11 protein-coding genes are annotated in these 15,035 nt (G+C 45.8%); 3 read left to right on the top strand and 8 right to left on the bottom strand.

Features of this window, described 5'->3' with window-relative positions:
- Positions 1 to 53: 53 nt before the first annotated feature.
- The 4 genes from QUA88_RS18735 to QUA88_RS18750 all read right to left on the bottom strand — a co-directional run bounded on the left by QUA88_RS18735 (position 54) and on the right by QUA88_RS18750 (position 4,138).
- Complete coding sequence (locus tag QUA88_RS18735; RefSeq protein ID WP_039887356.1) at positions 54 to 587, bottom strand: chemotaxis protein CheW; 534 nt, start codon at positions 585 to 587, stop codon at positions 54 to 56.
- 699 nt (positions 588 to 1,286) lie between these two features.
- Complete coding sequence (locus QUA88_RS18740) at positions 1,287 to 2,525, bottom strand: response regulator (protein WP_333056449.1); 1,239 nt, start codon at positions 2,523 to 2,525, stop codon at positions 1,287 to 1,289.
- A gap of 358 nt (positions 2,526 to 2,883) precedes the next feature.
- A complete protein-coding gene (locus QUA88_RS18745) occupies positions 2,884 to 3,708 on the bottom strand; it encodes an RNA-guided endonuclease TnpB family protein (protein WP_333056450.1) in 825 nt (274 codons plus the stop codon).
- A gap of 139 nt (positions 3,709 to 3,847) precedes the next feature.
- Positions 3,848 to 4,138, bottom strand: a complete 291-nt coding sequence (locus QUA88_RS18750) for a helix-turn-helix domain-containing protein (protein WP_333056451.1) — start codon at positions 4,136 to 4,138, stop codon at positions 3,848 to 3,850.
- Positions 4,139 to 4,861: 723 nt separating this feature from the next.
- Here QUA88_RS18750 and hmpF point away from each other — a divergent pair.
- Positions 4,862 to 6,607 carry a pilus motility taxis protein HmpF gene (gene hmpF, locus QUA88_RS18755; protein WP_333210862.1) on the top strand — a complete coding sequence of 582 codons (1,746 nt, stop codon included), beginning with the start codon at positions 4,862 to 4,864 and terminating at the stop codon, positions 6,605 to 6,607.
- On the opposite strand, the gene tilS is transcribed toward hmpF, so the two are convergent.
- From tilS to ccsB, 3 genes are all read right to left on the bottom strand, one after another.
- Positions 6,604 to 7,749: a tRNA lysidine(34) synthetase TilS gene (gene tilS / locus QUA88_RS18760; RefSeq protein WP_333056453.1), complete on the bottom strand. Its 1,146-nt coding sequence runs from the start codon at positions 7,747 to 7,749 to the stop codon at positions 6,604 to 6,606. The two genes, hmpF and tilS, sit on opposite strands and share 4 nt — an antisense overlap.
- A gap of 218 nt (positions 7,750 to 7,967) precedes the next feature.
- Positions 7,968 to 8,393, bottom strand: coding sequence for a KGK domain-containing protein (locus tag QUA88_RS18765; RefSeq protein WP_333056454.1), 426 nt, complete (start codon positions 8,391 to 8,393; stop codon positions 7,968 to 7,970).
- 212 nt (positions 8,394 to 8,605) lie between these two features.
- The gene (gene ccsB / locus QUA88_RS18770) at positions 8,606 to 9,676 is read right to left on the bottom strand and encodes a c-type cytochrome biogenesis protein CcsB (protein ID WP_333056455.1); all 1,071 of its coding nucleotides are present in this window, start codon (positions 9,674 to 9,676) and stop codon (positions 8,606 to 8,608) included.
- A gap of 865 nt (positions 9,677 to 10,541) precedes the next feature.
- Here ccsB and QUA88_RS18775 point away from each other — a divergent pair.
- Both QUA88_RS18775 and QUA88_RS18780 read left to right on the top strand, forming a co-directional pair.
- A complete protein-coding gene (locus QUA88_RS18775; RefSeq protein ID WP_333056456.1) occupies positions 10,542 to 11,831 on the top strand; it encodes a transposase in 1,290 nt (429 codons plus the stop codon).
- Between the two features lie 53 nt (positions 11,832 to 11,884).
- Entirely contained in the window at positions 11,885 to 12,184 is a 300-nt protein-coding gene (locus QUA88_RS18780) for a DUF4351 domain-containing protein (RefSeq protein WP_333273103.1), read from the top strand.
- A gap of 534 nt (positions 12,185 to 12,718) precedes the next feature.
- Here QUA88_RS18780 and QUA88_RS18785 read toward each other — a convergent pair.
- Positions 12,719 to 15,034 (bottom strand): dynamin family protein, encoded by a 2,316-nt coding sequence (locus QUA88_RS18785; protein WP_333273105.1) that lies wholly within the window; start codon positions 15,032 to 15,034, stop codon positions 12,719 to 12,721.
- Position 15,035: the final 1 nt, after the last annotated feature.

Here is a 15,035-nt window from a genome sequence, read left to right on the forward strand (position 1 = left end):
GTTTATGATTAGACCTCAATCGAAAATCGCAAATCGCAAATCTAAAATCGATTTCACGCTGCCCACCGCGCCGAGCGCAGAATTTTCACTTGATCTAGCAGTCGGAGCACTTTCTGAGCTGGTGCACCTAACATCCATTCTCCCCTCAGAAATGGAATCATGCCGTCTGGTGCATTGTTCTGAGAGTGCAGTTGCTCTACGTCGAGCCAGTCCATCCCCACAATTCGATCGACTGCCAGCCCCAAAATCGTGTCTTGGTCTTCCACAGCCACGATCGGGATTTCGGGTCTATCTGTGTTCAGAGGTGTTTGGTCTCCCAGAAATTGGCCGAGGTCTGCCACCCAAATCACTCGTCCTCTCATATTTAGCGTACCTAAAAGCAAAGAGGAAACGTTGGGGATCGGTGTCATGCGGTCTGGGGACGGGGATAGTACCTCTCTAATCCCTGTCGCTGGCAGAGCGAACTCGTTCCCCGAAGGAACGTAGAACCGCAGGTGCAGCTCTCCTTCGGGAGTTTCTAGTTCTTGGAATTCCGGAGCCGGATCTACGCCTAGTCCTGGTAATATAAAGTCTGGGCTACCGCTAATCATAATTCTGACACCTGCATTTCTAGCAAAATTGTTGAGGTTTCCCGCCAAGAAGAAGCCGATCGAAACTTCGATGGTCGAAACTTGACACAGCCAAGCTTGACACAGCCAAGGGGTGAATGGCGCTACTGCCGGAGGTACTTGGCAATAAATTTGTTCCGTCAATAATTGACTGCCAGCAATAAATTCGCGCGACCAATGCTTACAAATTAGCTCAAATCGACTACGAACAATTAATTTGAAACCCCTAAAGCTTCACTTTGTAATCCCACCGCCGTCTCAATTGGTAAAACTCTGGGTAATTTCTGCGATGAATGCTAAACCGATACTGGGATTAGCGAGGAGTTGTTGACATGGCTGATGTCCCGACAATCATGAACGGAGTCAGTTAAGACTGAGAATTGGACTCTCTGGCTTTGTACAGAAATACCTAGCAATAAGTAGCTCTGTACATCAGTTTTTCGGAGCGGCTGCAAGTGGAGAACAAGTATATTATATTTGCACTTTGAGCGTGTTAGACCCACTTGGGTCTAGAAATTGAACAGAGTTTTACCGACGCCCTTATGCCAGCGCGCGGATTTATACATTCTAGTTTATGGTGCGATCGCCAATAGTACGTCCAGCTTTCTCTTTGTGGTGGCCGAGACTCGATCTAACCGCAGGTACAAAAAAGCTCCCATCATGCCATGGGGGCGAAACTTATTTTTCTTCTAATTGGTCTTCTAGCGATCGGTCTAATAATCTTTCCGAGAGATTGACCCGAGGGTAGCCTGGGCCCACATATTTTTCTACCAGCATCAATAACTCGCTTTCACCAAAAGGTTTAGTGTAAAAGTCTGTAGCTCCGGCCATGCGGGCTTTAACGCGATCGATAAATCCGTCGATGCCCGTCAACATCACGATCGGCGTCTGCCGGAAAGCGCTAGAACTACGCAGCATAGCGCAAATTTCGTAGCCGTCGAGTTCCGGCATGGCGATGTCACACAGAATTAAATCGGGTTTGAGTGGAAACACCAAACTCAGGGCTTGGAGGGGATTGCCGATCGTAGTAGCTTCGTAACCGTGTTCATTTAAAATTGACTCGACTGTTTTGCGAATAGTATTGTCGTCGTCAATACAGACAACTCTGGGAACTTTGGTTTCTGGGGACGACCATTCTTTTTTGTTGTTGGTGGGGGCTACAGAGGGTTCGTAAAATACTTGCACCAATCCCTGCTGCACAAAGGGGTAAATCGCCTTAGCGACAGTGAGCACGTCTCGGTTGAGGTAGCGCGCCATTTGGCGGATCGAAGTGTGCCCGTCGGCCCAGCGTCTGAGAGTATTAAAGGTGTTGACAGGCAGCGCGACTCGCAGCTCGGAGGGATCTGAAATCACCGGGCATTGGTTGGGCGACTGAATGTGAGGGTGAAACTGCTTCCACTGCTGCACCTGTTTGACAATCTTGGCCAGGAGCGAACTAATTTCTAAGCTGGTCAGTTGAGGAGCCAAAGCTGGGCCCATTTCAAAAGTGAAGGAACCCTGGTGGAGACTGAGCAAGTCAAATAGGGTTTCGTGGATCATGCTCTGGATGATGTTGCGGCCTTGAGCTGGGGTGAGGATGTGGTTTTCTAGCAGGGCCCAGAGGTAGCCGTATTCTGGGGCATTGGTAGATGCCATATAGGGAACTTGGATTTTGTCGAGGGCGGTATCTGCTTTGTAGCGGCGCAGGTAGTCGCGCAAGCGAAACAAACTGCCCGCACTCTGGGTAGCGTAAATAATCTGACCGTTGAAGCAGAAGACATACCAGGATTGTCCTGCAAGGGAGCGCGAGGTAGGTTGAGTACCCGTGCCGCTGCCGGTGGAGGTGTAGGCCTCTACGAACAGTTCTCCGGTTCGCTGGCCTAACTCAATCAATTGCAGGATGCTGCGGATGTCTATTTCACTCAAATTTCCCTGCATGCAGCTAAAATGTCCTCCTTAAAACCGTTGGCGTCTGAGATCGGAAAGACTGTGTGCTGGCGAAAACATTGACTTTAGTTTCCGTCAATAATTTACGCGCTGATGCCGATCTCACAATTGGGAATTGACGAAAGGGCGATACTTGCTGCCGGGTCTCGGCCGCGCTACCAGTCCACAAGCTGAAACCGCGCAACTCGCGGCATTCTCTAAGTGTAGAGTTTCACCTTGTATTCCGTTACATAAGACCTACTCACATCTACTCATGACTAGACAAGTCTACTCAGTAGTATTGTAAAGCTTACTTCCTGTTTCATCCTGGCGGTGTCGAAACTCACCAGTCCACAGGCACGATCCCCGCCTAACTGACGGTTTTTGACAAATTAATTGCCGCGTTTAAGTCACGGTCAATCACCAATCCGCAATAGGAGCATTCAAACACTCTCTCGCTCAAGGAAAGTGTTTCTTTTTTTGTTCCACAGTTAGAACAGGTTTTACTGGACGGGAACCAACGGTCAGCAATTACCAACTTTGAACCGTACAACTCGCATTTGTAGGTTAACGGGCGGCGAAACTCAAAGAATCCCAGAGCGGCAACAGACGCAGCCAACTTATGATTAGCCATCATTCCGCTTACATTCAAATCCTCTATGACCATTAAACCGTGATTTTGGGCAAGTAATGTCGTCAAGTTATGTAACGTATTTTTACGTGTGTTAGCTATTTTTTTATGCAGTCTCGCTATCTTGACTTGCGCTTTTTGACCGTTGCTTGAACCGATCATTTTAGGGCGGTTTAGCCCTTGCCTTCTTGACCTTTTGGCTGCATATTTTGGGTAGGATTTTGCCCCAGCAATTACTTCACCTGTTGAGAGAGTAGCTAATGCTTTAATGCCGAGGTCAACTCTGAAAATGCTTGTATTGCCTGATTCCTGCTGTTGGGCGTCAAACCGCCAACTGATAAACCACCTGTCGGGTTGACGGGATATCGTGCAAGACTTGGTTAATACTTGTGGCAATCTTTCATAAGTTTTCAAAATGCCAATAACAGGAAATTGAATTTTATTGTCACCCAAGATTTTAACTGCGCTTTTTAACGTGAAAGAGTCACGCCGCCCTTGATTCTTAAATATCGGCACTCCCCGAGTTTTGTTAAAACACCGTTTCCCTGCTTCGCGCAATGCCATTCATGCTTGCTGCGGTGTAGACTTGCTGCATTCATATAGCAATCCTAAATGATTCGTGTAATTCTTGTAGGGGCTCTCCCCACGCCCGGTTGCCCCAACTTGGCTGGGGTAGGCAGGGGGAGTAGGGGTAGCACTACCCCTACATATTTTTACAAATGATGCGAGGATTGCTATAGTACCAAGGATTTTTTGATTTCACTATAGCTACTAAGAGTTTGTGCAAGTCAGTAGCTGTGGGAAGTTTGAGCTTTTCACTCTCGTTGGTTTTATTGTGGTGAAGTATATTTGGGGTCAACCACAATCCCCAATTCAACGCATGACGCGCTACTCCACAATGCTGGGCTAACAATGTGCGAGTAAGTTGATTATTCAGTTTCAATTCGGTTTTGAAGCCTAACAGCATTTTTACCTCTCTATCGCTTTGAATCACGCTATATACTGCTTCAATCCCTACTCATTTCAGAAGGAATGAGTAGATGTGAGTAGGATTTTGGTTACAGTTTCTCACCCTCAGTGCCGATCGACCTTTTTGCTCGCCCCCCGCGAGCGTCATCGGCTCGCGTCATTACCCTATTCTAAGGCAGCGCGGTTCAAATCCCTAGTCCGCCGAAGGATGGCGTCCGCTTGGGGGTAGCGATGGCTTTTCTGACGATCGAGCCGCAACTAAAGCCTGGTACAATCAATAGAAAGTTTTTGACGGACTGACCTTTTTCAGCTTTAGCCTATGGCAGTCTTCGCAGTGAGAGCTAGTCTTTAATCAAGTGGCATTGGTACTGCTGTCTCATTCCTCCAGACAACTGGTGACGCCCGTAATTTCTGGAAGTTCTCCCGTGAGAACGTGCTATGCGTTAGTGCTGAAGAAAAGTTAGAAAAAATGCTATCCCCCGATTGGGCAAACAATACCAAGAAGTAAGACTTAATTGGCAAAAAGCGATCCTTACTTGCCTACACTTGTTTACTTTAGGTAAGTTGACTAAAAATCACAGGCAGTGTTATCTTTAGTCAAGAACCTTTGGCTTAAGGGGGATAGCCTACTTATGTTGGAATTAGCCGTCTACCCAACAGCGTAGGAAGTAAACACCACTTATCTTTTAGGCCTTTAAGTAACTTAAAGTAAGTTGGGATAGGTTTTACGAAGCAGAGGACTATTAGTGTGCTGTATCTAGCGGAAGTACAAAAACAGAGAAGCGGCTTTGGTCTCGGTGGCGGTAAGGCTGAACTGAAACTGCTAGCTTGTCAGCGGGGCGAACATAACTGGAGCGCCGTACCAGGTGATGACGCGATCCCAGTTGAGGAAGCTAATAAGTTTAACGACGGCACGCTGGTGCTGGTTGAGTTGAGCGCTAGCAAGCAAGTGCAGCGGATTCAGGAGGCGGCCCGCCAGTTGGTGAGCATTCTGCAAAATTTCTCGCGATTGCAGGACAAGTTTAAGGATAAGGAAGAGGAAATTGAACAGTGGAAGGCTTCTCTGACGTTTTCGAGTCAGGAACTCAATCGCCGGGAAATGGAAATGCAAGCCCGCGAAGAGCAGTTGGCTCAAATGGAAGAGGAGTTGGAGCGGCTGGAGGCTCAGCGCTCGGAAATTGAAAATACTCGAGATGAAGCTAACCGACTGCGAGAAGAAGTCGATCGCAGTCGCGTGGAAATTGAGACGGCTTGGGAACAGTTGCGGGGCGAGCAGCAACGGGTGGCCCAGCAGCAGTCTGAGGTTCCGCAGGGGGCAGTGGTTGATGAGCAGCAGACCCAGAGGATTCAGGAGTTGATGCAGAAGCTGGGAGGGGCAATTGCTTCGGCCCAAGGGGTGCGGGAACAAATGAATCAGTCTCTTGGTGCCGTGGGCGCTCAACAGGCAATTCTGGATCAGCACTGGCAGCAGTTGGAGCAAAAACAGAGCATAGCTCAACAGCAACAAGAAGAGGTCGATCGACAAAATCAGAGCCTCCAAAACCGCTGGCAAGAGTGGTACCAATCTCAAGATACTTTGGCCGGGGCTCGGGCGGAGCTTAAAGGACAGCAAAGTACCCTCAGCGCTAAGCAGGCTCAGGCTCAGTCGGTGTCTTTGCAGGTGCGGGCTGTTGAGGAGCTTTACCAGCAAGTTTCCAGGCTCGCATCTGCTTCGGGTGCTGCGGGTACGGAGCAGAAAGTAGATGTGTCAGCTTTGGAGAAGATGCCTGTTGATGAGTTACAAGGGCTGGTGCAACACCTGCAACAGGATTTGGAAAAGGTGTTCCGGTTTGTTAACGATCAAGAGGAGGAGTTGACTCTGCAGCGGGAGACAATCGAGGAGCTGCAAGAGAAAATTCAAGCTGCTTCCGAGTACGATCGCATGGCTTTGGAAAATGAAATGGCAGATGAGCTCGAAAGTTATCAGATGTTAAACGAAACTCTGGTGGGACAGCGCCTCCGGTTGCAGGAACGAGAAGATGTTTTAAAGCAGCATCAGGCGGTGCTGTGGCGGCGGCTGGGTACTGCTAATGCTTCCAAACAAGAGCGAGGAGATATTGATTTGGGGCCGATTGTCGCACAGCTCAATACTCAGCGACAGCAGCAAAGCCAAGAATTGCAAAGACTGGAAAACGAAATTCAGCAAGTGCAGGAAGCAATATCCCAAATAGAGGCAAATGTCAACCGCCAAAATGGGGAAAGTGAGGCGAAACGCTACGAACTCAAGCAGTTAGAGCAGAATTTGTTCAACCAGAAAGGTGCAGTGGCGCAACTCTGGGGCAGGGTGAATGTTTATCAAGAAATGTTGCAGCCGGTGCAGGACAATTTGAATGCGCTACGCCAAAAGCTCGAAGCGGTGGCGGGGGAACTCGATCGGGTGCAGGAGACGGGAGACGAGCAAAATCGGGTAGTTTCTGAGTTGCGGCAAGTCCTTTCGAGTTTGCTCTCAGCTTAAAATTTAATATGTAAAATTATCGAAGGGTGTTCGACTCGACCGATCGCTCCTCCAGGAAATGGATCGGTTTGCGATCGGTTGGGGGCTACTATTAAGCTCGTTAGTTTTTCTACGCTTTCAAAACTGGGCGCCGAGGGCAATATTTGTTGCAGTAGTTGCCGCATTGCCCGTCGCTGCAAGGCAAGGGGTGCTTCGCGCAAAATCGGGCGATTTAACTTGACGGGAAGTTGAAAATTCACCTGCATATTGTCTGCAATTGGAGACATTGCTCGCTGTAGCAAGTCGCTGGCTGCAAGTTCGAGATATTCTACGTCGGCGCGGAGAAGTTCGGCTGTTTGGGCTAGGGCTTGTTGGGCTTTTGGGTTGAAATGAGTTTCCAAATAAGGCAATAATTCCGATCGAATCCGGTTGCGAGTATATTGCAAGTCTTGATTTGTGGAATCTTCCCAAATTGGTAGTTTTTGCTCTTGACAAAATTGACCTGTTTGCGATCGAGTTATTTCAAGCAAGGGACGAACTAAATAGATTTTAGATTTTAGATTTGGGATTTTCGATTGGGAATTTTCATCCTGATTTTCCAATCTAAAATCGGCCGATATTTGGGAGTTGGGATTTTCGCCGGAATTCGCCAATCTAAAATCTAAAATCGGCAATCCAAAATCGGCGAGGGGCCGTTTCCAGGTGAGGGCAGAAAGTCCGTCGGCGCCACTGCCGCGAATCAGGTTGTAGAGGAGTGTTTCGGCGCGATCGCTAGCTGTATGGCCTGTAACAATGTAGGGGTAGTTGTGGGCGATCGCAATTTCGGTTAAAGCTTGATATCGCCACTGTCTGGCCGCTGCTTCTGTTTTCGGGATGTCCCAGGCTGTTTCCAAATAGTAGGATATTCCCCAGTTTTTAGCTAATTGTTCTACATGATTAGCCGAGGCTTCCGAGTCAGAACGCCAACGGTGATCGCAGTGAACAATCGCTAGATTCCACCCCCATTTTGGCTGCAAATCTAGCAGTAATTTAATTAAACACAGAGAATCTTGTCCGCCCGATACTGCTACTAGCAATCGCTGATTTGATGGCAATATTTGTCGGTACAGCAGCGTCTTGTGCACTTGAGCGTGGAGGTGCGTCCAATTGGAAGATTCAGCCATGAGAGCAGTTTTTTATTAAGCAAAAATCAGGAAGTTAGGATCGCGAATTAAATAACTTACAATTTTAATTGTTATTGTGGGACGCCCATCCCACAAACTTGTGGAAGTTATTTAATTCTCATTCCTTAGAAAACGAGCATTGTCCGGGATTTAACGGATGGATTTTCAGCAAAGAAGGGGAACCATCCCCCTCTCCCAATCTCTCAATCTTTGCCTTCCTAGCTCCACATTCCTATACTTTGGGGGTCGCGGTCTGGATACCTAGAAATAGGAAAATGATTACTTATTTCTGTTGAGTCACATTGATTTAATGGCTCATCTATATCGGTTTGAGTTGAGCTATCTACCGCAGAGTTTTGCAGGGTGTCTGAGCTTTCGGCAGCGGCAGGAAGGGCTTTTTGTTCTTTGATTTCTGGTTCAAGCGGAATGAACTCCAGACGCATTCTAAGTTTTCCTTTAGTCCAGTTTTTTCCAGCACTTAATAGCTCGCAATCCAGGCCGTCTGAGAATAATTTTTCGTCTACCAATTTTGACTGCATGATTGCCATAAATTCGCTGACTTTGAATGTACATTGATACATCAAAGCGCTGGTAGGGGCAGACACAACATCGTCTTCTTGGGGAAATATTGGCGATTCGTCCATATTAATTGTCCTTATTTTAATGAAGGAAGTTCGGCAACGGATTATGTAACGGATGTGAGGAAGACCGAAGTTATAAGAAGGAAGAGGGAGTTAATTATTAGAATCTCGCTGGTTAAGTAAGGTGGGAATTGCCCACCCTACAACCGGAGATGATATTAATCCCGATTCTTTGACTTATCCTGTTCTTCTGTGGCCCATTGGTGGATTAGGAATTAGAAAAACCAACCGTAGGAATGTAAACCTTTGCCTAACAGATTAACGCCTAGATAGCAAATCCAAACTACCACAAAACCTGTGGCTGCTAAAATTGCTGGGCGTCTTCCCTGCCAGCCGCGAGTAATGCGGGCGTGCAGGTAGGCAGCAAATACCAACCAAGTAATTAGCGCCCAAGTTTCTTTCGGGTCCCAACTCCAGTATGAGCCCCAAGCTTCGTTAGCCCAAACCGCACCGGCAATAATGCCAACAGTTAGTAAAGGGAATCCTAAACCGATGATGCGATAGCTAATGTTATCAAGAGTTTCTGCTAGATTCAAGCGCTGGGGCGAGAGAAGTTCTGCGGTTTGAGTTGGGGCGGTTGATGTGGTTTGAACGGTGGCTAATTCAAGGACTGCGGTGGTGCCCAAACCGTTATTGTTGGAGTTGAAAGAGGGTTCGCTGAAAACTAATGCGCTGTCGGCGCTGGTTTCTGCATTTTGAGGTTCGGGGTTTTGAGGGCGTTGGAGGCGGTAGTTGCCGTTGCGGTTGCTGTTGGTGCCGAAGGAACTACCGGTGAGTTCGATTTTTTGGCCGCGGGTGACGATTAAAAAGGCGATCGCCAGCAGGGCTCCTACCATTAAAGTTGAGTAACTGAGCATCATGACGCTAACGTGCATCATCAGCCAGTTTGATTTGAGGGCGGGTACTAGGGGCTCTGCAGATTGCATGGTTGCGGGCAGAGTCAGGGCTGCAAAGGCGGATATTGCCATTGCTACGGGGGATGTGGCTACTCCTACTAAGCGGGAACGACTCATGTTTTCCGCGACTAGGTGGATGGCGGTGATTCCCCAAACTAGAAAAAATAGGGATTCGTAGAGATTGCTTAAGGGGAAGTAGCCTGCTTCTATCCATCGAGAACCGAGTAAAGCGGCGATGGATAGGTTGGCGACGCCCATTCCTGCGGTTCCTAGGGCCCCCAGGTAGGGAATGCCGGGGAATGCTGCGCCAACCCAGTAAATGAGCATTGTGGAGAACAAAACGGCAAAGGAGATGTTGTCCAGCCAGTTCTGGAGTACGACCAGATCCATAAAAATTACTCCGGTAGTGTTTTTACTTATTTTTGCTAACTAGATCGATCGTACTGGGGTTGGGCAGTTTTGGGTTTAGGATTTTGAATTTTTGTGGCAATTATGAGTGATTGGCGGTTGTTGAGGTACGGGCGGGCGATCGCGCGGACGCATCAAACAAGCTACTATTGACCCACCAGACGAGTGTCACCCCGTCAAGTCACGCTTGTTGATTCTGGCTGAGGGCTTGAGGTTGGACGAGTTCCAAGGAAGGAAACACGGAATGCTGATGGGCGAAATTCGATCGCCGATTCACAAAATTAGGATTTACGCAGAGGGGGCCGGAAACCGGGTTTTTTTAGGAAAATCCTTCGTTCGTACTCGAAGATTAAGTAAAAAACCCCGTTTCTTGGTCGGGAGTGCGTCTAGGACTGAAAATATAGGATGTTTTTTGATCTGGGGCGATCTGGAATCCTTTAGAATTGATTGAGCTGAATTACCCATTTGCTGTTTTTGCAACCAGCAAAAAACGGAAGCCCCCGACAATCGTTGTGGATATTCCCCAAATTTTAGACTAAAGCTCAACCTCCCAGATTTATCAAGGCGAGTCAAATCTAAAATCTAAAATCTAAAATCTAAAATGGACTGAGGGTTCGAGCAGTTGCATAGGTTAGAGGAGATGTTGGGTTAATGCGTCGAGATTCAATATTTTACCTTAATGTCCGCAGAAGGCTCCCGCTATAACCGAGGGGGATTTATCGAGATCCGCGAGTCCCCCCGATGGTTTAGCGGCGAGATGAATGCCGACCAGCTAACGATTGAGCGATAGCGAATCATTATAATTATACCCGTGTTTGTGTTGGGTAAAATGTGGTATCATTCTACCATGTTAGTAATAGAAGCAAAGTTAAAAGGAACTCAATCACAGTACAGTAAGTTGGATGAAGCAATCCGCACCGGACAATTCATCCGCAACACTTGTCTGCGATATTGGGAAGATAACAAAGGAGTCACTAGGAATGACCTCCAAAAGCTTTGCTCGGTACTAGCTAAAAACAAGGAAACCCCTTGGACGAAGAAGCTTAACTCTCAAGCTAGACAGGCTCACGCAGATAGAGCGTGGTCTGCTATTGGGCGTTTTTATGAAAACTGTAGATTGGGTAAGCCTGGTAAAAAAGGCTACCCCAAATACAAGAAGTTCAGCCGTTCCATTGAGTACAAAAACAGTGGATGGAAATTATCTGCTGATAGAAGACAGATAACCTTCACCGATGGTTTTGAAGTAGGAACGATGAACTTATGGAGCTCTAGGGATTTGGTCGGGTATTCAGAAAAACAAATCTCTAGGGTTCGAGTTATCAGACTTGCTGATGGCTACTACGCTCAGTTCTTAGTGAACTGGGATAGAAGAGAGGAGCATGAGTTTCAAGGAAAAATGACGGGAATCGACTTAGGGCTTAAAGAGTTCTACACCGATTCTGATGGAAATACTGTCGATAACCCTCGATATCTGAGAAAGTCCGAACGTCGCCTCAAGATGCTGCAACGCCGGGTTTCTAAGAAGCATATCAGGGGCAAAAAGCAGTCTAATAGATACCATAAAGCTCGCAGGGCTTTAGCCAAACAACATCTCAAGGTAAGTAGACAGCGTGAAGACAAGGCTCGTAAAGATGCTCTGGCGCTAGTTAGATCTAACGACCTAATTGTCTACGAATACTTGAAGATACGAAACATGGTGAAAAATCACCACTTAGCTAAGTCTATTAGCGACGCATCATGGTATCAATTCACTCAATGGCTTCAATATTTGGCCCTGGTTCACGGTGTCATTGTTATCGCTGTTCCACCTCGAAACACGACTGTTGATTGTTCGTGCTGTGGATCGAAAGTGAAGAAAACTCTTAGCACCAGGACGCATCGATGTAACCAGTGTGGCACGGTTTTAGATCGCGACCACAATGCCGCAAAAAACATTTTGGCAAAAGGATTCAAGCTGTTAGCTGAATATTTAAACAGTACCGTAGGGCATACGGAATCTGGAGCCAAAAGCTCAAAAGCGCAGGGAGAAACTAACCTCTGGCTTAAGAACGGAGACGTTCTTGCTCTAAGTTGGCTCGATGAACTGCGAACCAAGAATTCTTGGGAATCCCCCACTATATTCGGTACTCCAAATTAGTGGTGGGAGGATGTCAAAAGTTTACAAATTTGAACCGAAGGGAGGCAGAGGCGATGTTAGGGATTACGCTTGAGGAAACTCGGTTTTATCGGGAAGCTAAGGAAGAAGGCATCGAACAAGGCATTGAACAAGGCATTGTGCAAGGTCGCGAACAAGAAGGAAGAGCCTTGATTTTACGTCAGTTAAATCGCCGTCTGTTAAATCGGCGAGTTGGAACATTACCGGAATCTATCACCACTAGAATTGCTGATTTGTCGATCGAGCAAATTGAAACTCTAGCAGAGGAATTGTTAGATTTTCAGTCGATCGAGGATTTAGTGGTTTGGCTGGAGAATTTGCCGCAGGGAGAGTGATACGAGGTTAGGAATTGTACTTGAGGGGGCGATCGCGCCATTTACGCGCACAAACACATCAAAACGTACCCCCCCTCTACTTCCTGGCTTTTGGGGTTTTTTTGGTGCATCCGCCGTTGCTGAGAGGATGTTCAGGGTGCGATCGGGGATGATTCCGGCGGATTAGAAGCGGATTGATGATGGTGGAAGATGTTTTGGGCGATCGAACCCACAGACTTATGTTATACTAATTCTCAAAACTCATGCAACAGTATCTGTAGGGTGCGTCGCCACCCTTAAATCTTAAAGAATATCCACAATCGAGCGACGCACCTGACACGAGCGGCTGAGCGTAAACAAACCCACACTCATCATTGTTGCAAGACTTTAGAGAATTGGTATTAAATTAGACCTCTTGCAAAAAATAGCTAAGACGGGTTCTCCGCCCCATTCCACAAGAAAAGATGATTTTTGTGGGATGGGCCGGAGAGCGCGTCCTAAAATTTCATTAAAAGGACTTTTGCAAAAGGTCTATTTTCCTGTAGTTTCAGTCCCTCACAGTACCTCCGGCGAACGACTTCTTTTTAAAGCAATAGATAATTGCCTCAATCGTTCGCTAACTTCTAAATTCGATTCTTTTGACTTCAACTTATCAGGTATTTCAGCAAACAGAAGTGAATTTCCCTGCAACCACTCATTGAGAGCAACGCCAGTCCAAGTACCTTCTTTGTCTCGGAAACTATCAACTAAACCCTTCAGTTCTTGAATACAGTATGACTCAAAACCAGCCGCACTGAAAATTGCATAAATTAAGTATTCTTCAAACGCACTAATATCATTTCCTACCTCAAAAACTACAGCTTCTTCTTGTGGCGATTTTATGTCATTAGAAAAATCTCCCACTATTTGCGCTGCTACCCCAGCAATTTGTGTTGCTATTCCTGTAACTCCTAATACTTGTTGCCGAATCTCCGAATTAAATAGTAAATCTGAACCATATTTTACATATTTTTTGAGAACCCTAAATGCAGCTTCTTCCCCACTATAGTAGTTATCAATAATTTCAATATCTACCCCTAAACTTTTGATTATTTTATTTCGAGTATCACTATTAACTGGGCCGCGAATCAGCGCTTCAGCAACTGGACGTGCAAAGCGTAAAAATAATACGCTTAAGCTATTCTCTAGTTTTGCTAAAAAATATTCCTCTGAATTTTCAATGAGCCTGGGTTTTACTTGATTACTTTCCCATAATAAACTTGTCATATATTCAACTAATTTTAATGCTTCATCCTTAAGTTCTAAAGCAAGTTGATGAGCAATTGCAGAGAGAAGCTTACTAATATCACCGTACAAATCATCACGCCAAGCAAAATTGGCTTTCATGCGGTCAAACTCTGGATTGGAGTTAGCAAGAAAGATAGTCTCTTTCTTTTTAAAGGTTTCCTCCCTGAGTTTCTGCATTTCATTGTCAACGATTTGTAAATATCGTTCTCTAAATTTTTCTATTTGAGTGAATGACTTAGCATTAGAACTATCTAAGGATTTGTTTATAACAGAATATTCATAGTATTTTTGTAAATCAGCTTTGATTGTTTCCCATTTTTGATTCCACCATTCTGTAAATAAAACCCGCCGATTATTTTCTTCAAATAGCTTGGCTTCTTCAGGATTTTCGGGATACTTTTTGCTGACTGTAATATAAATCTGTTCTGAATTGCTGAAAATCTTATTGATAGACGCTTCGCATCTTTTCTTTAAAATCGAGACACGCTCAGTGTTGATATAGTTAAATATTTTTTCCTTAATTTCTGGAATTCCAGTACCATTTTTATTCAGAGTTTCTTCATCGGTAATTCCAGTCAGTCTCTTCAACTGAGCTTCGATATTACTTGCATCCCCAATCTCTAACTTAGTCTGTTCTCCTGCTAAACCATTCAAAATTAGATAGGCTCCGGCTGAACCATATACAATGCGTTCAGGTGGAAGCTTTGCACGCTTTAACCAGTCTTGAGATGCTTCTTCAATATGTGTTTTAAGCGCCTCTGCACTACCTAATGAATCAATCCGACTTAAAAATACAAAAAGCTTATCAGCAACGGTGACGTTTTTATCGCCAAGTTCGGTAAACTTGATTATTTCTAGTTCCTTTTCTCGGAGGCTAGTAAACCGCTGTACCAATATCACCGCATCACAGTCAGAAAGCATTGCTTGTGCTTCATCAACGTGCTTTGCTAAACCTGAATCTAAACCGGGAACATCATAAAAAACAATCCCTTCAGCCTGAGCAAGTTTGTTAGTATAAAGTCTCGCCTCTAAAACAGCGTGAGCATACTTTTCATCTGCTACATACTTCTTGAGTGGTTCTCTAATATCTTCGAGTCTAGTAAAGGGAAAAGTCAGATTACCTTCTCTTCTTACCTGTTGTAAGGTTATTTCGTTTGTTCGTATAGTATTTAGGTCTTCTTTCGCCCCAACTTTCTCCAGTTCCTTGAGTAAGTTTATAAACTCTTCTTCAGTTCTCGCTTGTACTTCCAGCCTTTGTTCAGACTCGTTTTCAACTGAATAAATTTGTGTTGTGGTAAATGTGCATCTTCCTCCCTTTGCTGGAAGTAAATCACATTGCAACCAAGCATTAATAAAGGTGCTTTTTCCTGCTTTTTCTAACCCGACAACTGCAATGCGAAACTCGCGCTTTTTGAGTCTTTCAAGTTGGCGACGAGTTGGTTCTGCTTCTTGTAAAAGTACCTCTTTTAATCGAGCCGGAACTTCAGCTTGGGGCAACATAGCCAAGTTAAGCGCGTGTCGCTGCACGTTGAGAGCGTCGCTAAGACGAGCCTCATAGTAAGAAGATGCTGTTTTCCAATCCATT

It is taken from the genome of Microcoleus sp. D3_18_C2, assembly GCF_036702395.1.
GTDB lineage: Bacteria > Cyanobacteriota > Cyanobacteriia > Cyanobacteriales > Microcoleaceae > Microcoleus.